General features: G+C 69.1%; 17 protein-coding genes. 9 read left to right on the top strand and 8 right to left on the bottom strand.

The window, feature by feature from the left end; translation table 11 throughout:
• Positions 1–131: 131 nt before the first annotated feature.
• Positions 132–698, bottom strand: a complete 567-nt coding sequence (locus BLR41_RS14310) for a sigma-70 family RNA polymerase sigma factor (RefSeq protein ID WP_092628896.1) — start codon at positions 696–698, stop codon at positions 132–134.
• 126 nt (positions 699–824) lie between these two features.
• On the opposite strand from BLR41_RS14310, the gene BLR41_RS14305 reads away from it, so the two are divergent.
• The 4 genes from BLR41_RS14305 to BLR41_RS14290 all read left to right on the top strand — a co-directional run bounded on the left by BLR41_RS14305 (position 825) and on the right by BLR41_RS14290 (position 7787).
• Entirely contained in the window at positions 825–1646 is an 822-nt protein-coding gene (locus tag BLR41_RS14305) for a zf-HC2 domain-containing protein (RefSeq protein ID WP_176797990.1), read from the top strand.
• A gap of 73 nt (positions 1647–1719) precedes the next feature.
• Complete coding sequence (locus BLR41_RS14300) at positions 1720–4005, top strand: heavy metal translocating P-type ATPase (RefSeq protein WP_092628890.1); 2286 nt, start codon at positions 1720–1722, stop codon at positions 4003–4005.
• 494 nt (positions 4006–4499) lie between these two features.
• Positions 4500–5198, top strand: coding sequence for an ATP-binding cassette domain-containing protein (locus tag BLR41_RS14295; RefSeq protein ID WP_092629196.1), 699 nt, complete (start codon positions 4500–4502; stop codon positions 5196–5198).
• Positions 5199–5204: 6 nt separating this feature from the next.
• A complete protein-coding gene (locus BLR41_RS14290) occupies positions 5205–7787 on the top strand; it encodes an ABC transporter permease (protein WP_092628888.1) in 2583 nt (860 codons plus the stop codon).
• A 441-nt stretch (positions 7788–8228) separates the two neighbouring features.
• On the opposite strand, the gene BLR41_RS14285 is transcribed toward BLR41_RS14290, so the two are convergent.
• The 3 genes from BLR41_RS14285 to BLR41_RS14275 all read right to left on the bottom strand — a co-directional run bounded on the left by BLR41_RS14285 (position 8229) and on the right by BLR41_RS14275 (position 12874).
• Positions 8229–10202: a bifunctional copper resistance protein CopD/cytochrome c oxidase assembly protein gene (locus tag BLR41_RS14285; RefSeq protein ID WP_176797989.1), complete on the bottom strand. Its 1974-nt coding sequence runs from the start codon at positions 10200–10202 to the stop codon at positions 8229–8231.
• 211 nt (positions 10203–10413) lie between these two features.
• Positions 10414–11451, bottom strand: coding sequence for a cytochrome c oxidase assembly protein (locus BLR41_RS14280; protein ID WP_092628886.1), 1038 nt, complete (start codon positions 11449–11451; stop codon positions 10414–10416).
• A gap of 280 nt (positions 11452–11731) precedes the next feature.
• The gene (locus BLR41_RS14275; protein ID WP_092628884.1) at positions 11732–12874 is read right to left on the bottom strand and encodes a citrate synthase 2; all 1143 of its coding nucleotides are present in this window, start codon (positions 12872–12874) and stop codon (positions 11732–11734) included.
• Between the two features lie 445 nt (positions 12875–13319).
• Here BLR41_RS14275 and pdxH point away from each other — a divergent pair, with 445 nt between their 5' ends.
• A complete protein-coding gene (gene pdxH, locus BLR41_RS14270; protein ID WP_092628882.1) occupies positions 13320–13973 on the top strand; it encodes a pyridoxamine 5'-phosphate oxidase in 654 nt (217 codons plus the stop codon).
• Between the two features lie 191 nt (positions 13974–14164).
• Entirely contained in the window at positions 14165–15094 is a 930-nt protein-coding gene (locus BLR41_RS14265) for an aldose 1-epimerase family protein (protein WP_092628879.1), read from the top strand.
• Between the two features lie 110 nt (positions 15095–15204).
• Here BLR41_RS14265 and BLR41_RS14260 read toward each other — a convergent pair whose 3' ends face one another.
• Positions 15205–16341: an acyl-CoA dehydrogenase family protein gene (locus tag BLR41_RS14260; protein ID WP_092628877.1), complete on the bottom strand. Its 1137-nt coding sequence runs from the start codon at positions 16339–16341 to the stop codon at positions 15205–15207.
• 167 nt (positions 16342–16508) lie between these two features.
• On the opposite strand from BLR41_RS14260, the gene BLR41_RS14255 reads away from it, so the two are divergent.
• The 3 genes from BLR41_RS14255 (at position 16509) to BLR41_RS14245 (ending at position 20668) form a co-directional block, all read left to right on the top strand.
• Positions 16509–17180 (top strand): TetR/AcrR family transcriptional regulator, encoded by a 672-nt coding sequence (locus BLR41_RS14255; protein ID WP_092628876.1) that lies wholly within the window; start codon positions 16509–16511, stop codon positions 17178–17180.
• Complete coding sequence (locus BLR41_RS14250; protein WP_092628875.1) at positions 17177–18121, top strand: carbohydrate kinase family protein; 945 nt, start codon at positions 17177–17179, stop codon at positions 18119–18121. Before BLR41_RS14255 ends, BLR41_RS14250 begins: the two co-directional genes overlap by 4 nt.
• A gap of 1242 nt (positions 18122–19363) precedes the next feature.
• Positions 19364–20668 carry a citrate synthase gene (locus tag BLR41_RS14245; protein ID WP_092628874.1) on the top strand — a complete coding sequence of 435 codons (1305 nt, stop codon included), beginning with the start codon at positions 19364–19366 and terminating at the stop codon, positions 20666–20668.
• Positions 20669–20775: 107 nt separating this feature from the next.
• Here the strand turns inward: BLR41_RS14245 and BLR41_RS14240 are convergent, their stop codons facing one another.
• The 3 genes from BLR41_RS14240 to BLR41_RS14230 all read right to left on the bottom strand — a co-directional run bounded on the left by BLR41_RS14240 (position 20776) and on the right by BLR41_RS14230 (position 25068).
• Positions 20776–22032, bottom strand: a complete 1257-nt coding sequence (locus BLR41_RS14240; RefSeq protein WP_092628872.1) for an ABC transporter permease — start codon at positions 22030–22032, stop codon at positions 20776–20778.
• Complete coding sequence (locus tag BLR41_RS14235; RefSeq protein ID WP_092628871.1) at positions 22029–22940, bottom strand: ABC transporter ATP-binding protein; 912 nt, start codon at positions 22938–22940, stop codon at positions 22029–22031. The genes BLR41_RS14240 and BLR41_RS14235 overlap by 4 nt, the downstream gene beginning before the upstream one ends.
• A gap of 505 nt (positions 22941–23445) precedes the next feature.
• Entirely contained in the window at positions 23446–25068 is a 1623-nt protein-coding gene (locus BLR41_RS14230; protein WP_092628870.1) for an FAD-dependent oxidoreductase, read from the bottom strand.
• Positions 25069–25175 lie beyond the last annotated feature (107 nt).

Genomic DNA, 25175 nt, shown 5'->3' with positions numbered 1-25175 from the left:
AACCAGCCGCGGGCAACTTACTGCCTCCGTCGCCCCCTTGGCTACCGCGACGAGCCCGGTGTCACCCGAGCGAAGCCGCTCGATACGGCCGTCCCCGGCCGACCGCAGCCCCGGCTACGAGCGGAAAAGCGCTATGATCCCCCGGAGTCCGCGCTGTGACCCGTATCATGTTCCTGGAGTCGGTCGATCAGGTCGGCGCGGGCCCGGGCCACTCTGGAACGGATGGTGCCGGTGCGGCAGCCCGCCACTTCGGCGGTTTCCTCGTAGCTGAGCCCGACCAGCTGCGTCAGCACGAAGGCCTCCCTGCGCCGTTCGTCGAGGGTATCCAACGCGCTGCGCAGCGCGTATCCCTCCGGTATGGAGAGGGTTCGCGGTTGGGCCAGTTCCGCCGCGAGCTGCCAGTCGGCGATGTCGGCCGTGCGCGGGCGGCGGTCGCGGTGCCGGATGTGGTCGGCTGCGACCCTGCGAGCTATCGACAGCAGCCAGGTTCGTGCCGAGGAGCGGCCGCGGTAGGTGGCCAGCGAGCGGAACGCGCGCAGGTAGCACTCCTGGGTGAGATCCTCCGCCACGTGCGCGTCCGCCAGATGCCGCAGCAACTGCCAGACCTGCCGCTGCGTGCCGTGCACGAACCTGGTCGCGGCGTGGGTGTCCCCCTGCTTCGCCGCCAGCGCGCAGCGTGTGAGTTCCTGGTCGTCCACGCCCAATATCCAATGAACTTCGGGCCCGCGCCCGCTGCCACGGTTGTGCGGCTCACTCGACCACGTAAGCCGCGGCGGTGCCGACTAGTCGGGCGTGAACCGTCGTTACCGTGCAGCACGATACGCGTGTCCCGCCGATCTCCCCGCGCGGGAGCCGGGAACCAGCGGGAGGTCACCGACGACCAGCACGGTGTGGACTGCGTGACGAGTGTCGAGATCCTCTCCGCCGAGCTCGACGGGGCGGCCACCGAGGAGCAGCGTCGACTGGTGCGGCAGCACCTGGCCGGCTGTGCCGCGTGCGAACGGCGCCGAGCGGGTTTCGAGGAGTTGCACCGGGCGGTGCGGATCATGCCCGCCGAGCCCGGTCCCGACGTCACCGAAACCGTGCTGCCCGCCCTGCGGCCCCGGTTGCTGGACCGGTTGCGCGGTGCGGCGGGGAGGCGACCGCGAACCGCCCTGCGCTGGTTGCTGGCGCTGGTGGCGGCGGTGCAGTTGGGGGTGGCCCTGCTACAGCTCACCGGAGTCGGAGTTCGCGTGGGTGACGGGGCCCGGTCGACGATGCCGCACCTCGATCACGAGACCGGCGCTTGGAACGCGGCGGTGGCGGTCGCGTTGGCCTGGGTAGCGCTGCGTGCCGGGCACGCGGCAGCCCAGCTGCCGGTGCTGGCGAGTTTCACCGGGGTGCTCGGGGCGATGTGCCTGGTGGATCTGATCACCGGCCGCGTCGGCCCCGAACGGGTGATTTCCCACCTGCCGGTGTTGCTCGGGCTGGTACTGGTGGCGGTGCTGGCGCTGCTGCACGGCTCGGACGGTGTGCCCGCGGCCGGGAGCCGGTCCCCCGGCGACGGTGCCGAACGCGAGGTGGCTGAGCACACCACCACGGACGCGCTCGACGAGGGGCCGAGCGAGTCGGCTCCGCCTCCCGTGGCGCATCGGGAGAGCGCGTGAGACGTGACGGACGGCATGGTTCAAGCTGGAGGTAGTTTCGCCCGTCGCGGTGAACCGCACGAAAGGTGGTCGGATGACGACGTCCGCGGACACCTCAACCGAGTCCGCCGAACAGCAGCGCAGCTCCGCCGAACAACAACGGAGTGTCGAGCTGGCCGTCAGCGGTATGACCTGCGCGGCGTGCGCCACCAGGGTGGAGCGCAAGCTCAACAAACTCGACGGGGTGCACGCCAGCGTCAACTACGCCGCCGCCCGTGCCAGCGTCACCGCCCCCGCGGGCGCCGCCGACGAGCTGCTTACCGAGACGGTCACGAAGGCCGGGTACGAGGCCGAGGTGCTGCGCCCCGCCGAGGAGAGCCCGGACGATTCCCGAGCCAGGCTGCGCGAGCTGTGGCGCAGGCTGGTCGTCTCGGTCGTGCTGTTCGTGCCGCTGGCCGACCTGGCGATCCTGTTCACGGTGCTGCCCGAGGCGCGCTTTCCCGGTTGGCAGTGGTTGATCATCGCGCTCGCGCTTCCCGTGGCGGGCTGGGCGGCCTGGCCGTTCCACCGCGCCGCGCTGCGCAACGCCCGGCACGGTGCCTCCTCGATGGACACGCTGGTCTCCATCGGGATCACCGCGGCGAGCGTGTGGTCGCTCTACGCGATGTTCGCGCCGAGCGGGGCGCCCGCCGATGCCTCCGGGCTCTGGCTGCTGCTCAACACCGACGGAGCCGCTTACCTGGAAGTGGCGGCCGGCGTGACCACCTTCGTGCTTGCCGGGCGCTACTTCGAGGCCAAGGCGCAGCGCAGGGCGGGCGGCGCGTTGCGCGCCCTCGCCCGGCTCGGCGCAAAGACCGCCCTGGTGCAGGACGAGGACGGCACGCATCGGGAAGTCCCGGTCGAACGACTGCGGGTGGGGGACCGGTTCGTCACCCGCCCCGGCGGAACCATCGCCACCGACGGGCGCGTGGTGCGGGGCGGCGCCGCCGTGGACCGCAGCTCGATGACCGGGGAGTCGGTGCCCGCAGAGGTCGTCGAGGGCGACGAGGTCACCGGAGGAACCACGGTCACCACCGGCTGGTTGCTCACCGAGGCCACCAGGGTCGGCCGGGACACCCAGCTCGCGGGGATGATGCGGCTGGTCGAGCAGGCGCAGAGCGGCAAGGCCGCCGTCCAGCGGTTGGCGGACCGGATCTCGGCCTACTTCGTGCCCGCCGTGCTCGGCCTGGCAGTGCTGACGTTGCTGGGCTGGCTGCTGCTCGGCGGTTCGGCCGAGCGTTCCGTCACGGCCGCGCTCTCGGTGCTGGTCATAGCGTGTCCGTGCGCGCTGGGGCTGGCCACGCCGACCGCCCTGATGGCCGCTTCCGGCCGTGGCGCGCAGCTCGGCATCTTCCTCAAGGGGTATCAGGCACTGGAAGCCACCAGGACGGTGGACACGGTGGTGTTCGACAAGACCGGCACGGTCACCACCGGCAGCATGACCCTCGGGGATGTGTACTGCGTCGCCGGTGTGCCGCGCTCCGAGGTGCTTCGGCTGGTGGGCGGACTGGAGCACGCCTCCGAGCACGCGGTCGCCGCCGCGATCACCTCCGCCGCGCGCGCCGAACTCGGGGAGGGTGCGGAACTGCCCGCTGTCGAGGGATTCGGCAACGATCCCGGCCTGGGCGCGCACGGCGAGGTGGACGGGCACCACATGCTGGCAGGCAGGGTGAAGCTGTTCACCGACAACGGGATCACCGTTCCGGAGGACGTGCGGCGACACCACGCGGAGTGGCAGCGCAGCGGGAGGACCACCGTCCTCGTCGCGCGGGACGGGGTCGTGGTGGCGGTGCTCGGGCTCGCCGACGCGGTCAAGTCCTCCGCCCCGGCCGCCGTGGCCGAGCTGCGGCGGCTCGGGATGCGGACCGTGCTGTTGACCGGTGACAACGAGGCCACGGCCCGTTCCGTCGCCGAGGAGGTGGGGATCGGCGAGGTCGTGGCCGACGTGCTCCCGGACCAGAAGGTCGAGGCGGTCGAAGGACTGCGCGCCGAAGGACGCCGGGTGGCGATGGTCGGCGACGGGGTCAACGACGCGCCCGCCCTGGCGACGGCGGAACTGGGGCTCGCCGTGGGTGCGGGCACCGACGTGGCCATCTCGGCGGCCGACCTCATCCTGGTGCGCGAGGAACTGACGGCGGTGCCGGACTCGGTGAAACTCGCCAGGCGGACGCTCGGCACCATCCGGGGGAACCTGGTTTGGGCGTTCGGCTACAACCTGGCCGCCGTGCCGCTGGCCGTGTGCGGACTGCTCAACCCGCTGATCGCGGGTGCGGCCATGGCGCTGTCCTCGGCGTTCGTCGTCTCCAACAGTCTGCGGTTGCGCCGGTTCACTCCCGCGTGAAACCGCCCTCTCCCCGGAATGTCCGCTTCGGGGAGCGCCCGCGTCGGGGTTCCCTCCGGGGAGATTCCGGGGTGTCTGGGGGTCTTCCCGGAAGTGGTTCACGAGTCCGGCCGGTTTACTGGGGACAGTGCACACCGGAGAGTCGCCAAGGCCCGCGGAGCGGCCCGGGGAACGCGTTCCGAGTGAATCCGCCGAGTTCCTCGCCGTGCGCTCTCGGTGCTGCTCCCCGCCCGAGGTGGCCGTGGGAATCGACCGCCCGGGGCCGTTTCTTCGCACACCTTCCGAACGTTATGCGTGGCACCCCGTGTTCGGAGTGTCACGTTAGAGTCAGTTTCGTAATCCAGTTACCACGATGGGGGAATCACGTGAGTTTCCCGAACGGGTCGCAGCAACCCGCGGCCGCCCCTTCGGAACAGGGCGGAGGCAACGGACAGCACGGCTTCGCCGGCCAACTCGCCGAATCGGAGCCCGCTCCCGCCACCAGCGGATCGGCACTGGTCAAGGTCTACGGTAGTGGTGAGGCAGGAGTCCGCGCGCTGGACAACGTCGACATCGGCTTCGCGGGCGGACGGTTCAGCGCGATCATGGGGCCCTCCGGCTCCGGCAAGTCCACCCTGATGCACTGCCTGGCCGGGTTGGACACCCCTACCTCGGGTCGGGTGATGCTGGGAGAGACCGACCTGACCGGTCTCTCGGACAAGCAGCTCACCCTCACGCGACGTGACAGGATCGGCTTCCTGTTCCAGTCGTTCAACCTGCTGCCCACCCTGACGGCGGAGCAGAACATCCTGCTGCCGCTGGAGCTGTCCGGTCGCAAACCCGACCGGCAGTGGCTGAACGAACTCACCGAGTCGTTGGGCATCGACCAGCGGTTGCGCCACCGGCCCAGCGAACTCTCCGGCGGGCAGCAGCAGCGGGTCGCGGTGGCCCGCGCACTGGTAACACGCCCCGAGGTCGTCTTCGCCGACGAACCCACCGGTGCGCTGGACTCGAAGTCCGGCGCGAACCTGCTGGAGTTCCTGCGCGGCTCGGTACGCCAGTTCGGCCAGACCGTGGTGATGGTCACCCACGACCCGGTCGCCGCGTCCCACGCGGACAGCGTGGTGCTGCTGGCCGACGGCAACATCGCGGGCCGGATCGAGGAGCCCACGCAGGAAGCGGTGCTCGACTCGCTGCGCCGGTTGGGTGGGTGAGGGCCAGTGCTGCGCAACACCCTGCTGCAACTGCGACACAACATCGGACGGCTCACGGCGGCCGGACTCGCCATCGTGCTGGGCGTCGGATTCGTCGCCGCCACTCTCGTGTTCACCGGCACCATGCAGTCCTCGGTGCGGCACATGGTGGCAGCACCCAACCTGGCCGCCGACGTCGTGGTAGACGACCAAATGGCGAGGGTCGCCGAGGGGAACGAGAACGACAAAAGACAGCAACGCCTGCGGAAGGTTCGGGACACCGAAGGTGTCGACGTGGCCGTCCCCAGGACCGAGAGCTACGCCAATGCCTCCTGGAAGGGCGAGCGGTACTCGGTGGAGCTGAACCGGCTGCCCGAGCAACAGGCACTGCGCTGGTACGAGCTCGCTGAGGGCAGCTATGCGGACGCCGCGGACGAGGTGGTGCTCAGCGAGCGCGCCGCCGACTCGGCGAATCTTTCTCCCGGAGACACCCTTACCCTCCAGCAGCCGCGATACGTCTCGGCTCGGGAGGAAGAGAGCGAGAAGGCACCGCCGAAGCGCGAGGTCACCGTCTCGGGGCTGGTCGACATCGGGAGCAACGTGCTCACGGGTGGCAGCCGCATCACGGTCTTCGCCCCCCAGGGGCTGCTGAACCAACTCGGGACAACCGAATACCGCGCGATCGACCTGCTGCTGGCCGACGGAGCCGATACCTCGGCGGTGCTCGACCGGCTGCGCGGCAAGCTCGACGCCGGCCAATACGTCAAGGTCCGAACCGGACAGCAGCAGGCCGACTACGCGGTGAAGTTGTTCAGCGGGAGAGTGGCCGTCGCACTGAACGCCGTACTGCTGCCGTTCGGCGCGATCGCGCTGTTCGTGGCAGGGTTCGTCATCGTCAACACCTTCTCGGTGCTGCACGCCCAGCGCAGCAGGCAGTACGCACTGCTGCGGTGCGTCGGGGCCACCCGGGGACAGATCCGCCGCTCGGCGCTGTTCGAGGCACTGCTGGTGGGGCTGGTCACCTCGGTGATCGGCACGGTGTTCGGCGTGCTGGTCTCGGCCACGGTGAGCTGGCCACTGGGGCTGACCGACTCCCCGGTCGACTTCGGCGCGCTCGGTATTACCCCGCTGGCGCTGACCGCGCCCGTGGCGGCCGGACTGCTGGTGACCTTCCTGGCCTCGCTGGCCCCCGCCGCACGCGCGATGCGGGTCGCGCCGCTCGCCGCGCTGCGTCCCGTGCCGGACGAGCAGGCCTCCCGTCGGATCGGTCGAGCGCGATTGGTGTCCGCCGTGGTGTTCACCGTGGCGGGCGCTGGTTTCCTGCTCGGCGGTGCCCTGCTCGGATCGATGACCATGGCGGTGCCCGGCGGACTCCTGGCCGTGGTGGGAGTGCTGCTGTTCACGCCCACGCTCATTCCCGCGGTCGCCAGGGCGTTCGGCTACCTGATGCGTTCGCTCGGCCCCACGGGCACGCTCGCCAGTGGCAATGCCGTGCGCAATCCCTACCGGGCCTCCTCCACCAGTACCGCGCTGATGATCGGCGTCGGGCTGATCGTGCTGCTGCTCACCGGTACCGCCAGTGCGCGGAACGGCGCCAACGAGCAGATCGATCAGCGCTACCCGGTGGACGTGAAGATCGTAGCCGAGGAGCGGGGCCAACCGGTTCCCGAAGGGGTGGGGCAGCGCCTCGCGGCCCTGGAGGGCACGGCCGCCACCGCCGCCCTGTCCGGCGCCAGTTTCGAGATGGAGCGGCCGGAGACGAGCATGCCCGAGGGAGCCTCCCGCGAGGACATTCCTCCCGCGACCTTCCGCGCAATGGGGATCGCCCCCGCGAAGCTCGCCGAGGTCTCCCGGCATGGTGCGGAGAAGCTTCAGCGGGGAACAGCGCTGGTGCCCTCCAACATCCTCGACAGCTGGGGTTGGTCGGAAGGGGACCGTGTTGAGCTGCCCATCGGGGAGAGCTCCGCCACGTTCCGGTTGGCGTCCACCGATCTGATCCGATCCGGGTTCCTGCTGACCCGTTCCGATCTGGCCGCCACGGGGGCCGAGACCGATACCACCGAGATCTGGGCCCGTGCCACCTCCGACACCTACACGCCGAGCTACACCGGCGAGCTGAACTCGTTGGCCGAGGAGAGCACCTCGACACCCATAGATCTCGGGGGAGCGGTGCAGAAGCGTGCGCAGTTCACCCAGGTGCTCGACACGCTGCTGCTGATCGTCACCGCTCTGCTGGCGGTCGCGGTGATCATCGCGGTGGTCGGTATCGCCAACACGCTCGGGCTGTCGGTGCTGGAACGCGGCAGGGAGTCCGCACTGCTGCGCGCGCTCGGGCTGACCCGTGGTCAGCTGCGGGGGACCCTGGCGCTGGAGGCGGTGCTGCTGGCCGTGGTCGGAACCGTGCTGGGAGCCCTGGTAGGAGTGCTGTTCGCCTTCGGCGGGGTGGCGGCGATGTTCGAGAACATCGGACTGCCGGTCTCGTTCGCCGTGCCCTGGGCGCGGCTGCTGCTGGTGATCGCTTGCGCGATCCCCGCGGGGGTGCTGGCCTCGGTCCTGCCCGCCCGACGGGCTGCCAAGGCCCAACCGGCCGCGGCCCTCTCGGAAGAGTAGGTTCGCCTGTTCCGTTGTGTAGCGGGTTCCGTGTCGGACCCTCCGGCACGGCTCTCGCTGCGGGGAGGTCCGACATCGGGTAGCGACCTACCCGACGTCGGACCTCCCTCGCGGGAGCCGCACCGGAGACCCCGCGGCGGTGCCAACTGCGAGGGTGATGGGAGTTCGCCCTGCGGGCGTGGGGGCCTTGGGGGCACCAAGGGCCCGGCGATTTCGCGAGAAATCGCCGGAGCCGGTGCCACACCCCCTGAAACCGCCCGCGAAATCGACGCCCACAGGACCGCTGTTGGGCCGCGCCCGTGCGGGTCGCAGTGCATGGAGCCGTCGAGTCGAGGGGAGAGGCCGGCCACAGCGGATCGATCCCTCTCGATGGTCGCCGCCGAGCCAGGCCCGGGTGATGCATCAGGGGCGGCTGGTTCACCGGGGTCCTGCCGGATTCGCTCACGTTCTGGTGGATTCCAGCCGTGCGAGCATGCCCCGGTAGTCGGCGTCGTCATCGTCGCCCTCCTCGCGCTGCCACTGCCGGAGCAGCACGATCAGTACCAGCAGCAGCGGAATCTCACCGCCGAGCCACCCGATCAGCGCCCCCGCCTGCTGAGCCGCCATCGGATCCACCGACCAGGGCAGATCCAGCGTGCGGTAGTAGTTGCCCGCGATCGGGTCGGACATGCTCAGCACCAGCACGCCGAAGAAGGCCAGGGCGGGCATCATGCCCAGCGTCACCCCCAGTCGCGCCAGCTGCGGTACCCGTCGGGGGGTGCGGTCGAGGCCGAGGACCGACCAGAACCACAGGTATCCGCTACCCAGGAAGTAGACGTTCATGATCGTATGAGCCCAGTGCTCCTGCATGATCAGCTGGAACAGGCCGGTCGGGTACAGCGCGTAGAGCGAGCCCACCAGCAGCAGCGAGGCCAGCACCGGATGACTCAGCCACCTCGAAACGGGCGAGTCCACGATCCCCAGCAGCCATTCCCGCGGGCCGTACGGTTCACCCCGGCGCGCACGCGGGAGCGCCCGCAGGCACAGGTTCACCGGGGTCCCCAGCACGAGCAGGGCGGGTCCCAGCATGTTCAGCAGCAGGTGGGCGGTCATGTGCACCCCGAAGGTGGCGGGTGCGTAGCTTCCCACCCCGGAGGAGCTGGCCACCAGCACCGCCAGGCAACCCGCCAGCCAGCTCACCGTGCGTCCCACCGGCCAGTGCTGCCCGTGCGTACGCAACCTGCGCACCCCCGCCAGGTAGCTCACCGCCAGCACCACGGCGGCCGTGCCCAGCAGCAGGTCGAACCGCCACTGGGTGGCCAGCTGCCAGAAGCCCGGAAACTCCGGGAGGTCGTAGCCGATGAGCAGGTCCATGGCTGTGGCGTTCCGGTCGAGCAGATTGGGCGGCGGCACGTGCGCCATTCCCATCGAGATGCCCACCGTGGCCAGCAGCAGCGCCACTTCGGCACCCGCCAGGCGCAGCATCCCCCGGTGACGATCCCGCGCGGACCGGGTGATCCGGCGTCGCAACGGCACCGAAACCAGCCCCACCAGCAGCAGAAGCCCGATCTTGCCCAGTACCAGTGCCCCGTACTGGGTGCCCAGCCACATCCGGGCCGGTACCAGTATCAGCGAGCCGATTACTCCGGAGAGCGCCAGTATCCCCCAGCACGTCGCGGCGAGCTTCCGGTAGCGCCGCGCCACGGTTTCCGGGTTCGCACCCCGCCGGTGGGCGTGGGCGAGCACGGCGAACAGCACTCCCAGCCACAACGCGGCCGCCACCACGTGGAAGGCCATGCTGTCGGAGGCGAAGTCGTGCCCGCCGTTGGAGGCGGCGTGCCCGACCAGCACCGGAGGTAGCAGCGTCAGCCCCGCGAGCACGGTCAGTCCGATCGTGGTGCGCCACCGCAGCGTCGAACGGCACGCGACGGCCAGTACCAGCGCGAGCAGCGCGGAGAGCAGCCACGCTTTAGGAACGTCCAGCGCCTCCAACAGCCCCAGCCACGCGCCGGGGGTCAGGCTGTCGGTGATCGACTGTCCCGCCGAGTCGGCCGCGTCGAACACCGTGAGCAGCAATCCGGCCCCGCCCCAGAGCCACGCGGCCGTGCCCGCGGTCCGCAGCGCCGCGTAGCCGTCCGGAGAGATCATCCCGCCGCGTTGCGGGACGGTGAAGAACGCGGCGAAGACCAGCCCGCCCAGGCAGCACGCCCCGGCGAGGTCGAAGACGAGCCGCAGCAGGTTGACGCCCAGTTTGGTCAGCGCCCCCGGGTCGGGGTAGCCGAGTACCGCGTAGACGCCGTTGCCCGCCGCGAGCACCAGCACGACCGTGAGCGCAACGGCGGTTCCCGTGCCCAGCAGTCCCCAGCGAATCAACCCGGGAGGACTCGGTGCGGCCTCGTCGCCTTCCGTGCGGCCGCTAGGTGCGGAACCTGACATGAACTGACCTCGTGATCGGGGTGGTGGGCTGCGAATCGCGGACGGCACCGGTTTCGGCGGTGGGATGCTGTTTCCGCTGGGCAGCATAGGGCGTCGCGAAGCCGTGCCGACGACCCGGTCGCGGTGTCCGCTCGACGTCACCGCCACTCGCCGTGAGCGCGGAGCGGGATGTCGCGTGGAGCCGGGGCCGCGAGGCGAGTCGCCGGGGTGGCTACTGTCGACCGCTCCGCTGCTCGTCCTGCCGGGCCAGCCCGGCGAGCATCGCGTTGTACGCCTGCCTGGCCCGCTCGTCCTCGTCGAGGTCCTCGGCGGTCCGCAGGCTCGCCACCCCGGGCTCGGCCTCGCTGGCGGTTTCGACGAGCGCGCTGCGTCTGGCGGACTCCAGCCAGTCGCCGAAACCGGCTTCCGATCCGTTGACCCGCATCCACCGCCGCACCAGTACCAGCGTGAACACGGCCATCAGGGCGTCACCGAAGAACCACATGATCGCACCGCCGAGCCGTTGGTCGGCGAGCACGGTCAGCGTGCCGTCGTCGATCCACCAGTCGCGCATCCTCCCGTAGGCGGGGAACAGCGGATCATCGGCCATCATCAGGATCACGCCGATACCGGTGTCCGGCCCCATCCCCATCAGGGCGCTGAACACCCGCAGCGGGTAGGGGAAGCGCTGCCAGCGAGTCGGTTCGGTGCCCAGCAGCGGCAGGAACGTCAGGTAGCCCGTGACCAGGTACAACACGCTCTCGGCATGGTGCAGCCACGGATTCAGCAGCATGACCTGCATGAACGGTGTCAGGTGGGTGGCGACCAGTACCACCGAGTACAGCACCATGGTCCACGCCGGATGGGTCAGCATGCCGACCGCTCGTCCGCGCAGGATTCGTTCCACCCGGCCGGACTCGTCCAGTTCCGACCACAGCCGTAGCGGTTTGCCGTGGACGAGCAGGGCGGGAACCAGCATGATCAGCATCAGGTGCTGCACCATGTGCATGGTGAACAGCGCGTGGCTGTACACCGCGACGAAGCTGTTCGTCGCCACGAACAGGCCCACCAGCCCGGATGCGAACAGCCAACCGCGGTGGGCGGGCCAGGTCCGGCTCGGGTTCCCGCGTCGGAGCCGTGCCACCCCGGCAGCGTAGGTGCCCCCGAGCAGCACGATCAGCAGATCCCACCAGAACGCGAACTTCCAGTTCAGCAGCGCACTGGTGAATGTCAGCTCTTCGACGTGGTGCACACCGACACTCTGCCGCACCCGGACGCCGCGTTCGCGCGGGCGGCGCCCGGATCGTGTCCCGGGCCACGCAATGCACTCACCGGTTGAAACGAAGTAAGAAATCGATGCCCAGGGGACCGCCGACGTGATGCGACCATGCGGGTGAGCAGGATGCGTGTCCCCGGTGCGTGAGTCGGATGCATTGCGAGGCCGGGCCGCTCGCCGCGTAGGTCGCTACTCAAGAGCCGGCCCAACACTCCCAAGGCGCCGACTCACTTGCCGGCTAACCAGCCACCGGAGCAACTGCCGCTGTGCTCCCTCAAACGGAGGCGAGAGGGGAGACCGTGTCCCACCCCTCGATTTCGCGCGGCTCACGTGCGCCCGGTCCGACGTAGCGGGCGGAGGGGCGTACCAGCCGCCCGGTCCGCTTCTGCTCCAGCACGTGGGCGGACCAGCCCGCCAGCCGCGCACAGGTGAACATCGCGGGCATCATCGGTGTTGGGACCTGTGCGAAGTCCAGGATCACCGCGGCCCAGAACTCCACGTTGGTGGCGATCTGGCGATCGGGGCGCCGCTCGGCCAGCACCGACAGTGCCGCCTGCTCCAGTTCCGCGGCCACCTCGAAGCGGGGCGAACCGAGCTGTTTGCAGGTTTCGCGCAGTACCCTCGCGCGCGGGTCCTCCGCGCGGTAGACGCGGTGTCCGAAGCCCATGAGTCGGTCACCGCGGTCCAGGATCGACTCGACCACCGCGCGGGCGTCGCCGCGCTGTTCGACCTCTTCGATCATCGGCAGTACCCGGGCGGGAGCACCACCGTGCAGCGGCCCGGACATGGCACCCACGGCTCCGGAGAGGCTCGCGGCGGCGTCGGCGCCGGTGGAGGCGATGACGCGCGCGGTGAAGGTCGAGGCGTTGAGTCCGTGTTCGGCGGCGGAGACCCAGTAGGCGTCCAGCGCCTTCACGTGTGCCGGATCGGGCTCGCCGCGCCAGCAGGTCAGGAATCGTTCGGCGACCGTGGTGCACCCGTCGAGTTCGGAGCGCGGTACCGCGGGGAGTTCGTCGCCCCGGGCCGACTGGGCGGCGTAGGACAGCGCCAGCTCCGAGGCCAGCGCCAGCTGGTCACGTGCCTGTTCCTCGGTCACGTCCAGCAGCGGGGCGAACCCGTTTGTCGGGGCGACCATCGCCAGTGCCGACTGCACGTCGACACGTACGTCGCCGTTGCGCACCGGAAGCCGGTCGTCGCTCGCCGCGCCGAGGCCGTTTCCGAAGCGGCCGTCGACCAGCAGCGCCCACACGTCGCCGAACGAGACCCGGCCCGCCAGCTCTTCGAGGTCCACGCCGCGATAGCGCAGCGCTCCACCGTCGCGGTCCGGTTCGGCGATCTCGGTCTCGAAAGCCACCACGCCCTCTAGACCTGGGCTGACAGCGGGTTGCGTGGTTTCGTTGTTCTCTGGATTCGGCATCGTCGCCTCGTCTCCTTCGTCGCCGGTTGTGCCGTCGACCCGTGCGGGCCGCGGTGGGGACGTGGCGGGGTGGTGTGGCACACGGTCGCGGAACGCGGCCGTTGTCGTAGCGGTAACAGTGCACCCACTCGGTAGGGGAAGGCAATCGTCGCGCCCCGTAAACGCGGAGTAATGAAAAAGATCACACCATCCCCGGCCCGGGGTTCGCCTTCGAGGGAATATCGGAAGCGTCCCCGAACTGCGAGAGCCGACTGAATCGATTACGGGATCGATCGGGATCGAACAGCGGTTCGGTCCGGGTTCGTTTTCCGTTTACCGTCGTTCGGGGAGTCGCTTCGCCTGGCGCGCGGGCGGTCGAGGTATCGCGCACCATTGCAGTTCAGTGCGAGCACATTTGACCCAGCGGTGGCGTCGCTTGAGACGTCGGTCTAATCAGGAGGAATGGATGTCGCAGGCAAAGGCCACGTTGTCCGGGATGCGCGTGTCCTACGATGCCGAGCCGCTGCAGGAGTCGTCGCTTGCCACCACCTGGCACGAGCAGCTTCGGCAGTGGTTCGACGAAGCAGTGCAGGCGGAGCTGGCGGAACCGAACGCGATGGTGCTGGCCACGGCCGACGCCTCGGGGATGCCCTCTTCGCGCACGGTGCTGTGCAAGGGAATCGACGAACGTGGCCTGGTGTTCTTCACCAACTACACCTCGGCCAAGAGTCACGATCTCGGTGCCACCCGGGTGGCCGCGGCTACTTTCCCCTGGCTCTCGCTGCAGCGACAGGTGAACGTGCGCGGTACGGTCGAGAAGGTCAAACAGGAGGAGACCACCGACTACTGGGTCCACCGGCCCCGTGGTTCGCAACTCGGCGCGTGGGCCTCGCCGCAGTCCTGTGTGGTCTCCGGGCGTGCCGCGCTGGAATCCAAACTGACCGGTATCGAACGTCGGTTCGCCGATTCCGAGCGAGTTCCGGTTCCCCCGCACTGGGGTGGCTGGCGCATCCGGCCGGAGTACGTGGAGTTCTGGCAGGGGCAACCGGACAGGTTGCACGATCGGCTGCGGTTCGTCCGCGAGGACGACTCCTGGAAGGTGCGGCGGCTCGCGCCCTGACGTCCGGGGGCTCGGTTTCCCCTCGGCAGGATGCCCGGGTGGGCGGAATCTCCGCCTGCTCCTGCTCCTGCTCCTGAGTCCCGCTCGTGCAGCACCCCGCACCTCATGGGGTGCCCCCGGGCTGAGGATGCGGTTGATCAAGGCGACAGCACGGTTAACGGGATTAATGGGCTAAGACATACAGTGGTCGTGTGAACGAACACATCCCGGCTACAGGCCACCAGTTCGAGATCGTTCACGGTGGCGTGCGGGCGGTAATCACCGAAGTGGGTGCCGCGCTGCGTATTTTCGAGGTCGACGGGGTTCCCTACAGCGAGACCTACGAGGCAGACCGGGTACCGCCCGCGGCCGCCGGAGCGGTACTGGCGCCGTGGCCGAACCGCGTCGCCGACGGCAGCTGGAGCCTGGAGGGCGAAACGCAGCAGCTCGCCCTGACCGAGCCGGATCGGCACAACGCCATCCACGGCCTGCTGCGACACACCCCCTGGACGGTGGGGGAGCACACCGCCGCCGCCGTGGTGCTGCACGCGATGATCCCGGTGCAGCCCGGCTGGCCGGTTCCCCTGCTGACGGCGGTGGAGTACTCCGTCGACGACCACGGGCTGACGGTGCAGCACACCGTGGAGAACCTCGGCTCTCGTTCCGTCCCGTTCGGCCTCGGCGTGCATCCCTACCCGCGTGCCGGCAACGCGGCCACCGACGACTGCACCCTGCGGCTGTCCGCCTCCAGCGTGCTGCCGATCGATCCCGAGCGGATGCTGCCCGACCGGCCACCCCGCAGGCTGGAGGGCGAGGAGCAGGATCTTCGTACCGGCAGGAAGCTCGCCGGGGTTTGGTTGGACACCGCTTTCGGTGGGGCCGTGCCGCTGCCGGACGACCCGGTGGGGTTGGTGCGGCACTCGGTGACCGATTCCGCCGGTCACGGCGTGCAGCTGTGGGCAGATCCGGTTTTCGGCTGGGTACAGGTCTACACGGCGGCCGATTTCCCGGAGCGTGGCCGGGCGGTCGCGATCGAGCCGATGACCTGTCCGCCCGACGCGTTGAACTCCGGGACCGACCTGATCGTGCTGGAGCAGGGGCAGACCTGGTCGGCGCGTTGGGGGCTCCGGCCCATCGGTTGAGGCGTCCCGGTGCCCGCTCGGGTGGGTGTAGGGGCGAGTGGCTCCGGTTCGTCTCCGGAAGGGGCGTCCGAGGTGCGCGGCGGATGCGCCCGCCGGGCCGGGGCGTCGGTTCATGCCTTCGCCAGTTCGCGTCCGATCACCATCCGCTGGATCTGGTTGGTTCCCTCGAAGATCTGTAGCACCTTGGCCTCGCGCATGTAGCGTTCCGCGGGGAAGTCCCTGGTGTAGCCGGCACCTCCCAGTACCTGCACGGCGTCGGTGGTGACCTTCATGGCGGCGTCCGTCGCGATCAGCTTGGCCACCGAGGCCTGCCTGCCGAAGGACCGACCCGCGTCGCGGCGCCGTGCCGCGTCCAGGTAGGTCGCCCGGGCCGACTGCACGGCGGCTTCCATGTCGGCGATCATGAACTCGACCCCCTGGAATTCGATGATCGACCGGCCGAACTGGGTGCGCTGTCGCGCGTAGTCCAGCGCCAGGTCGAGCGCCGCCTGTGCCAGGCCCACGGCGCAGGCCGCGATTCCCAGCCTTCCGGAATCGAGCGCGCGCAGCGCGATGCGCAGTCCGTTGCCCTCGCCCCCCACGAGCCGCTGCTCCGCGACGCGAACGTCGTCGAGGAGGAGCTCCGTGGTGGGCGAGCCGGTCAGCCCCATCTTGTGCTCCGGTTTCCCGGCGGTGAGTCCCGGCGTGTTCCCGTCGACCAGCAGGCAGCTGATCTCCGTGTCGGAGGTTCTGGTCATCAGGGTGTAGAAGTCGGCCACCCCGCCGTGAGTGATCCAGCACTTGGTGCCGTTGATCGCGTACTCGGCTCCGTCCCGCTCCGCGCGGGTTCGCAGTGCGGCCGCGTCCGAACCGGCCTGCGGCTCGGACAGCGCGTAGGCGCCCAGGGTGCGACCGCCGAGCATCTCGCCGAGCCAGCGTTCACGTTGCTCGTCCGTGCCGAACTCGACCAGCGGATAGCAGGACATGGTGTGTACCGACAGGCCGACTCCCACGGTCATCCAGGCACTGCTGATCTCCTCCAGTACCTGGAGGTAGATCTCGTAGGGCTGGTTCGCCCCGCCGTACTCCTCGGGGTACGGCAGGCTCAGCAGCCCGGTTTCGCCGAGCAGTTCGAACTTCTCGCGGGGGAAAGTCCCGTTCTCCTCCGCGCGCGCCGCTTCCGGCGCCAGTTCGTTCCGGGCCAGGTCCCTCGTGAGGTTGAGCAGGTCGATTGCCTCGGTGGTGGCGAGAATTCGTTCGACTGGCATCGAAGCCCCCGGCTTTCGCACCTTGAGTACTCTGTGGAGTACTCAAGGACTGAATAGAGTACTGTTGATGGCGTATAGTACTGCCCTCGAGTACGCAGCGAAACCGGTTTCGACCTGTTGCCGTCCCGAAGGACGGTTCACCCCCCAGCCTGTGGCAGCCTCGAACGATGACTCATTCCCGTCCGGCGGAAGCCGTTCACGAGCCGCGTGACCCCGCCCGAACCCCGGCTGTCCAGGCCCGTCGGGCGGAACTGTTGGACCGGCTGTGCGAGCTGTTCCTGGCCGAGGGGTTCGCGCACTTCACGTTGGACGAGCTGGCCGGACGCATGCACTGCTCCAAGTCCACCCTCTACACGCTGGCGCACAGCAAGGAACAGCTCGCCGTGCGCGTGGTGGGACACTTCTTCAAACGAGCCACCGCCAACATCGAGCGACGAGTCGCCGAGTGCACCGATCCGCGCTCCCGGATGCGCACGTACCTCAAGGCGGCAGCGGCCGAGCTGGCCCCCGCGAGCAGACGGTTCATCGCGGACATGGCGAGCAACCCGGCCACCCGAGCCAGTTACGAGTCCAACGCCAGGGCCGCCGCCGACCGGATCCGGCAGGACGTGCACGAAGGGGTGCGGACGGGCGTCTTCCGCGAGGTCGACTCCGCGCTGGTGGCCGAGATGGTCGGACTCACGCTCTCGGCCATCCAACGCGGCGAGATCTCCGAGCGGACGGGGCTCTCCGACGCGGCCGCTTTCGACGCGCTCTCGGACTTCCTGGTGGGAGGACTGTCCGCCTCGGAGGCCGATCCGGTGCGGAGCACGGAAGAACACGGTACGGAGGAAAATTGATCCTGATCTGCGGTGAGGCCCTGGTCGATCTGGTTCCCGGTGAGGCACGCCGGGGCGAGCTCGCGCCGCTGCACCCCCGGCTCGGCGGTGGGCCCTACAACGTCGCCATCGCGTTGGGCAGGCTGGCGACTCCGGTGGGGATGTTCACCCGGCTGTCCCGTGACCGATTCGGTACCGAACTGCTGAAACGACTGCGCGAAGCCGGTGCCGACACCACCCAGGTGCAGGTGGGGGCGGAACCGACCACGCTCGCCGTGGTGGAGTTGGACGATCGGGGCTCCGCCCGGTACGGCTTCCACACCGAGGGCACCGCCGCGCCACTCGTCGCGGATCCCGGTGAACTGCCCGCGGAGGTCGAGGCGCTCTCCTTCGGGACGCTGGCGATGGTTCTGGAACCGGGAGCCTCGGTGCACGAGCGGGTGCTGTTCCGGGAATCCGAACGGGGCCGGTTCACAGCGCTCGACCCGAACATCCGGGCGGATCTGATCGAGGATCCGGATGCCTACCGGCGACGATTCCTGAGCTGGCTACCCTCGGTGGACCTGTTGAAGCTCTCGGTCGAGGACGCCGCGTGGCTGGCCGGTTCGGAGTCTGCGGTCGAATCGCCGGGACTGCTCGAGGCGTTACGGGAGTGGCTCGCCCGTGGTCCGGCGGCGGTGGTGCTGACCAGAGGCGCGGACGGGATCGCGGTGTTGACCGCGGACGGCGGGTTCGTCGAGGTGGCCGCCGCCGAGACGTCGGTGGTGGACACGATCGGGGCGGGGGACACCATCCAGGCCGCGCTGCTGTGCTGGTTGCGGCGGGCGGGGGCGTTGTCCGCGGCGGCGGTGCGCGGGCTTTCGGAGGAGGACTGGACCGCAGCACTGAACTTCGCGGCAGCGGCGGCCGGTGTGACGGTCTCCCGGCAGGGGGCCGAACCGCCCTACGCCTCCGAACTCTGAACCGCGTACCGGCGTGGGCGCCGTGATTTCGCGAGAAATCCGCGGCCCGAGCGGTTCCCAACGCTGAACCCCCACCACTTCCGCGGGCCGAACTCCGGCCCCGCCCGCAATCGGCCCCGCCCGCAATCGGCCCCGCCTGCAATCGGCCCCGCCGCGGGTTCTCCCGTGCGGCTCTCGCGAGGACGGCCCCGCCGTTGGGTGGGTGGTCGCTACCCGATGTCGGGCCTACCGGAGCGAGAGCCGTGCGAGAGGTTCCGCCAAGCGAGCCACTTGGCAGCCGATGGGACGGCAGTCCTCGGACAGACGTGAAAGAGGGGCGCCCCTTGGGAGCCGGGGCACCCCTCACTCACCTGAGGAACCAGCACAGCCACTTCTGGCGTGCCGATCGTCTACGCGAGTCCTCGTTTCAGAGCACGTCGATGTTCACGAGGAGGTCGATCAGCGACTGGATAATGACCACGTTGCTTTCCTTTGCTCAATTTGGCGATTGTTTTTCATGTTGCGGCCGCGATGAAGAAGTTAGTGGCGTTTCCGGGGTTTGTCTGTCACACGGAAGTGCAAAGTGGTTAATACTCTTGGTATTCATCAAATACGCCAGGTAGTTGCGAAACACTTTCGTGAAAAGTGTTCGCAGCACGTTCCCCAGTGTTGATCACACTTCGTGTTGCCGCTGCGGCGCCTCGCGGGTTGTTTTCCGAGGCGGCTCTCTCGCGGTGGTGCCCCCTGCCGGTTCCGTGGCCTTGCTGCGGTGCGTAGAAGCGGCCCGCTAATCCGAAAGAGTGTCAGTTAACCCGGTCGGGTGAGCCCTGGAGCGCCGAAGGCTTTCAGTGATGTCGGTCACTTTTCGCGGGTCGCTCGTCGAGCCGTGGCCGATCTCGTGGCGCGCGTTTCCGCTGTCCTCCTTCGCGTGAACGGCCATCTCCCACCTGCCCCTCCCCGGAAACCGGTGGCTGTGACGACGACAACTCGAGGTGTGACGCGTGTGCTTCGGTGGGATGAACAACGAGTGTGATCGTGGTCCCACCTTCCCGCTTCAGCAGACACCGTTGCTGCGTGAGAGGCCTTTCGCGGTCTAGCGTGACTACTGACAGGACCCCAATGGGGTGGTGCTGCGGCGGTTCGGAGTGATCCCGGCCGGCGTGTGCGCTCGATCGGGAACGGGTGACCCCGGCGCTTCGGGTGTCGGGACGTACCGCTGGTCGGCGGCAGTACCCCCCAGACTGAGCGCGAGAGGTTCGGAGAATGCCCGACGACGCGACCGCCAAACGCACCGTCGCGCTGCGCTACGACGCCGGCGAGCACGAAATGGGCGTGACCGCTCCCACCGAAGGCGCGCCCGGTGTCAATTTGGACAAGTTGATGGCCAAAACCGGTTTGGTGACGCTCGATCCGGGCTTCGTCAACACCGCGGCCTGCGAATCCGACATCACCTACATCGACGGCGATGCCGGGATTCTGCGCTACCGGGGCTATCCCATCGAGGAGCTCGCGGACAAGTCGAACTTCGTCGAGGTCAGCTATCTGCTGATCTACGGTGAGCTGCCCACCGCGGAGCAGTACGAGGACTTCGCCGACCGGGTCCGCAGGCACACGCTGCTGCACGAGGACCTGCGCAAGTTCTTCGACGGGTTCCCCAGGGACGCGCACCCCATGCCGGTGCTGTCCTCGGCGGTCTCGGCGCTGTCCACCTTCTACCAGGACAGCCTGAATCCCTTCGACCGGCAGCAGGTCGAGCTGTCCACCCACCGGTTGCTCGCCAAGCTGCCGACGATCGCGGCCTACGCGTACAAGAAGTCCGCCGGGCAGCCGTTCCTCTATCCCGACAACTCGCTCGGGCTGGTGGAGAACTTCCTGCGGATGACGTTCGGCTTCCCCGCGGAGCCGTACGAGGTCGATCCGACCATGGCCCGGGCGCTGGACCTGCTGTTCATCCTGCACGCGGATCACGAGCAGAACTGCTCCACCTCGACCGTTCGGATGGTCGGCTCCTCCGAGGCGAATCTGTTCGCCAGCATCTCGGCCGGTATCAACGCCCTGTTCGGACCACTGCACGGCGGCGCGAACAGCGCGGTGCTGGACATGCTGGAGGGCATCCGCGCCGACGGCGGAGACGTCGACTCCTTCGTGTCCCGGGTGAAGAACAAGGAACCCGGCGTCAAGCTCATGGGCTTCGGACACCGTGTCTACAAGAACTACGACCCACGTGCCCGGATCATCAAGAAGACCGCGGACGAGGTGCTGGAAAAGCTCGGCTCCAACGACCCGCTGCTGGACATCGCGCTCAAGCTGGAGGAGCGTGCGCTCTCCGACGACTACTTCATCGAGCGCAACCTCTACCCGAACGTGGATTTCTACACCGGCCTGATCTACAAGGCCATGGGCTTTCCCACCAAGTTCTTCACCGTGCTGTTCGCCCTCGGGCGGCTGCCGGGCTGGATCGCCCACTGGCGCGAGATGTTGGACGATCCCGCCCGCAAGATCAGCAGGCCGCGTCAGGTCTACACCGGCCAGGCACAGCGTGCCTACGTGCCGATGAACGAGCGCTGAATCCTTCTCGGAATCCTGTTGCGCTCCGGTGCATCACGGAACGGGCCGCCCGGATGGTCGGGCGGCCCGTTCGCTCGTTCATGCCCGCGCGCACCCGCAGCAGGTCGTCAGGAAGCCCGCAGCGCGTCCTTGAGCCGAACCCTGGCTCCGGTGCGCAGCACCGCGTTCGAGTAGATCCGGCCGCCCAGCCACAGCACGGCCGCGCTCGCCACCAGTGAGAGCACCACCGAGAGCGCCCCCTGCCACAGCGGCACCCCGCCGAGCGCGAGCCGCATCGGCATCAGCATGGGCGAGAAGCCCGGAATCATGGACAGCACCGTCCCGGTGGTGCCGTCGGGATTGGTCGGCAGTACCGACACCCCGACGAAGAACGGCACGATCAGCAGCATGATCACCGGGGTGATCACGCTCTGCAGATCCTCCTGGCGTGAGACCAGTGAGGAGGCCGCCGCGAGCATCGTCGCGTAGAGCGTGAAGCCCAGCAGGAACCACAGCACCGCCCAACCGAGCAGGCCCGCCACGGTGAAGGTGGGCAGGGTCAGTACGGCTGTGGCGGTGGCCGCGGTGAAGCCGAGTACCCCGATCACCGCGAACTGGATCAGCCCGGTGAGCCCGATACCGACGATCTTTCCGGCCATCAGCTCGGTGCTGCGGATGGTCGACAGCAGCACCTCCACGACCCTGCTGGACTTCTCCTCCACGACGCCCTGCGAGATCATCTGGCCGGTCATGATCAGGAACATGTACAGCAGGAAGGTGGAGATCATCGCGATGATCAGCCGCTGTGCCTTCTCCGCGTCGGAGATCCCGGCCATCGGTCCGTCCGCAGCGCCCTGCGATTCCCCCATCGACACGATCGCCACTTCGCCCCGACCGGCCCGGTCGCGCACCGCCTCGGGATCCAGACCGGATCGCGACATCTCGGCGTCGAGCTGGTTGTTGTAGGTGATCGTGGTGAGTGCTCTTTCCAGGTGCGGGAAGACGTGCCGTTCCACGAACAGCTCCGGCGCGGTCGGGGTTCCCGCGACCACCCCGTCGAGTTCGCCCTCGCGCACCAGGTTCTTGCCCGTCTCGGTGTCGGCGACCTTCCGGACGCTGATGGCGGGCCGGTCAACCCCCGCCTTTCGCTCCAGTGGGTCGGCGAGCCCGTTCGCGGACTGGGTGATCCCCAGCCGAGTCGTGCTGTCCGAGGCACTCAGCTCGTCCTCGGGTGCGTTCGAAGCGCCCGCGAAGAGCGTCACCACCGGGAACGCCAGCACCAGCAGTGCCATGAACAGCGTTCCCAGTACGAACGCCCGGGTTTGCACCCTGGTCCGCAGTTCGCGTCTGGCGACCAGCCATACGGTGTGCAGTGTCCGTTTCACTCGTCGGGCTCCTCGGTTACGGCTTCGCGGAACAGTTCGGTCAGGCTGGGGCGGGTTCTGCTGAACTCGTGCACCGGGCCGGTATCCAGCGCGGCACGCAGCACCTGTTGATCGTCGGCCTGCTCGTCGAGCCGCAGTGTGGTGTGTCCGTTCTGATGGCTCTCGACCTTCACGCCGGGCAGACCTTCGGCCCAGTCGTCCGGTGCCTTCGGCGCGTGCACGTTCAGCCGCACTGGGCCGCTGGATCGCAGTTCCTCGACGGTGCCGTCGGCGATCATCCGGCCGCGGCGCACGATTCCCACCCGGTCGCACAGCCGCTGTACCAGTTCGAGCTGGTGACTGGAGAACACCACCGGCACACCGCGGTCGCGCATCTCGCCCAGCACGGTGCTCATTACTTCGACGGCCACGGGGTCCAGGCCGGAGAAGGGCTCGTCGAGGATCAGGACGGCCGGGTCGTGGATCAGCGCGGCGGCCAGCTGCACTCGCTGCTGGTTTCCCAGACTGAGTTTCTGCAGCTGGTCATCGCGACGCTCGGACAGCTCCAGCCGCTCGGTCCACCGGTTCGCGGCGCGGTTGGCCTCCGCGCGTTCCATGCCGTGCAGCTCGCCCAGGTACTGCAACTGATCCAGCACCTTCATCTTCGGGTAGAGCCCGCGTTCCTCCGGCATGTAGCCGATCCGGCTGCGTATCGTCCGGTCGACGGGCGCGTCGTCGTAGCGCACCTCCCCCGAGTCCGCCGCGAGCACACCCAGCGCGATCCGCATCGTGGTGGTTTTCCCGGCGCCGTTGCTGCCGACGAACCCCAGCATCTCGCCGCTTCGCACGGTGAGTGACATTTCGTCGAGGGCCACGACGTCCCCGTAGCGTTTGGAGATCCGGTCGATCTCCAGCGCGCCTTCGGGCACGGAATTCTCCTTCGGTTGTCGTTGACGACGGTGTTCCGCCGTCAGTCACGCGTGTCGTGCCGTGTGCCGCGCACCGGTGTCGTCCGAACGGGGCTACGCACCACACGCGAGTTCGGTTCGGATTATCAGCCTATCGGTGGAAGCGCGGCGGTTGGGAGCTTTCGCGTCGCTCCGTCACCGGCCGGAAAGGTCCGGCCCCGGCGAGGCTGCGGGAGAGCTCCACGACGCGTGTGGGACTCCGAGGTTCGAAAACGCTCCGGACGCACGAAGACCCCGCTCGCAGGCGGGGTCCAAGGCTCGCAGGAGTTTCCTCCTGCTACGAGGATGGCGACGGTGAATCCGGCGGTACGGCTCTCGCGAGCTGGCTCACTCCTTCGAATGAAGCTTCGCGGGGTCGTCCGGCGCACCTAGGTGGCGATTTCTCGCGAAATCTCCGCGAGGGTGGGGCGCACGGCCCCGATTTCCCTCGATTTCTCGCGAAATCTCCGGGTCGGGCGAGGTGAGCTCAGTGGTACACCCCACGCAGCGCCCTGGTCACCAGGTCGGTCACCCGGGGCAACGCCCTCGCCCGGACCTCGGAGGACAGCCCGGGCGGCATCCTCCGGTCGAGCACGTCCTCGGCGTTCGTCGCGCCCTCGTGCCGTACCGCCCACACCACCTCGGCGGCGCTGGTCGAAAGCTCGGGAACGACCGGTTCGCCCAGCGCCGGGTCGAGCTCGGTCATCGCCGACACGCGTTCGGCCTCGGTGCCGTAGCGGTCGATCAACCGTTGCTCCGCATCCAGTTCGGCGAGTTTCCCCCGCTCCGCTGCCCCCACCAGCGGTGTCTTCGCCGTGCGGCTGTTCCCGGCGCGGAGTCCGCAATCACGCACGGCCCTGTCGACGGCCTCGACGGCGGCCGTGCGGTACGGCGCGAGAGCACCCCGCAGCACGCTGATGACCCCGGCGGGTGAGGTGTGCACGTGATGTTCCCGGCTTCGGGGGTCGGCCGACCCACGCGTGGTTCCTCCTGCCCCTCGCGAGACGCCCCGTCGGCTACGGGCTCGCCGGGGAACCACGTGCGACACCACCTGGCTGTCCAGGTGATCCGCGGCACGCGCTGCCGGGCCGAGCAGTTCGGCGGCTGCCGCGAGCAGCCCGCCCGCCTCGGCGTCGCTCGGCTTCGGTCGTTCCGCGGTTTCCGGGGGAGTGCCGTCGGGTTCGACGGTGCCTGCCGTGACCAGCAGTCGGTTCCCCGGTTGTGGCACGCAGCGCACGGCTTGCCCGGAGTCATCGGCCGTCGGTGCGGTCAGTCCGGTCGCGGTGAGCCCCACGGCCGCGGCATCGAGCACGATCCCCGGCGTCCGAAAGATGCGCAGCGGTGGGCGGTCGACCAGCTCGGCCGAGCGCGGACCGGCCGCGTTGATCACCGCGCGGGCCTTCAACCGGATCTCGGAATCCCCGAGCCGGTCCAGCACATCCGCACCGTCGCGGTGCAGCCGGGTGGCACGGACCCTGGTGAGCACGCGTGCCCCGAGTCCGGCGGCAGTGCGCGCCAGTGCCACCGCCAGCCTCGCCTCGTCCGGCAGTTGGGCCCCGAACTCCAGCAGGCCGCCCCGCAGTCCCGGTACGGACAGCCCGGGAACCAGGGCGCGTGCTTCGGCGGCGGGAACCCGGCGTGGCACCGGAAGCGTGCTCGCCGGGGTGCCCGCCGCGACGCGCATCGCGTTCGCACTGTTCGACCGGGTTAGCAGCCCCAGCTCCACGCCGCGCGGCACTCCGCTGCCCAGTGGCACGAGCAACGGCACCGTACGCACCAGGTGCGGAGCGATGGTGCGCAGCAGCACTTCGCGCTCCACGGCGTCGCGGCGTGCCCGGGCGAGTGCCACCGGACGGCCGTCGCGGGGACGACCGTCCGGCAGGACGTCGGACCACCGGGGGGAGTGGTTCGCCAGGTCGCCGGACTCGATCAGCGCGACCGACAGCCCTCGGCGAGTCGCGTCGAGGGCGGCGGCGGTGCCGGTGACCCCGCCGCCCACGACCAGCACGTCCGGACGTGCTCCGGCGGCCAACTCCGCGAGTTCGGCGTCGCGCCTGGCCGCGTGCAACGAGGTGGCGCGCGGGGAAGTGCTGGTCGGTGACTCGGTCATGATCCCGTCAGTTCCGTTCCGGCGGTGCGGCCAAACGATGTCGGGCTTCGGAGTGAGAGCGGGCGGAGGGGGCCGCCGAGCGAGCACGCCGACGGTCCGACCGGAGA

Source organism: Actinopolyspora mzabensis (assembly GCF_900101095.1).
GTDB lineage: Bacteria > Actinomycetota > Actinomycetes > Mycobacteriales > Pseudonocardiaceae > Actinopolyspora > Actinopolyspora mzabensis.
The sequence above is the reverse complement of the archived record's forward strand: the minus strand, read 5'-3'. Positions and strand labels throughout refer to the sequence as shown.

Bases quoted from the DNA above. Each gene is read 5' to 3' on its own strand.
- BLR41_RS14300 (WP_092628890.1), top strand. From the start codon at position 1,720: ATGACGACGTCCGCGGACACCTCAACCGAGTCCGCCGAACAGCAGCGC.
- BLR41_RS14260 (WP_092628877.1), bottom strand. From the start codon at position 16,341: ATGCCAGTCGAACGAATTCTCGCCACCACCGAGGCAATCGACCTGCTC.
- BLR41_RS14255 (WP_092628876.1), top strand. From the start codon at position 16,509: ATGACTCATTCCCGTCCGGCGGAAGCCGTTCACGAGCCGCGTGACCCC.
- BLR41_RS14230 (WP_092628870.1), bottom strand. From the start codon at position 25,068: ATGACCGAGTCACCGACCAGCACTTCCCCGCGCGCCACCTCGTTGCAC.
- BLR41_RS14275 (WP_092628884.1), bottom strand. From the start codon at position 12,874: ATGCCGAATCCAGAGAACAACGAAACCACGCAACCCGCTGTCAGCCCA.
- pdxH (WP_092628882.1), top strand. From the start codon at position 13,320: ATGTCGCAGGCAAAGGCCACGTTGTCCGGGATGCGCGTGTCCTACGAT.
- BLR41_RS14285 (WP_176797989.1), bottom strand. From the start codon at position 10,202: ATGTCAGGTTCCGCACCTAGCGGCCGCACGGAAGGCGACGAGGCCGCA.
- BLR41_RS14245 (WP_092628874.1), top strand. From the start codon at position 19,364: ATGCCCGACGACGCGACCGCCAAACGCACCGTCGCGCTGCGCTACGAC.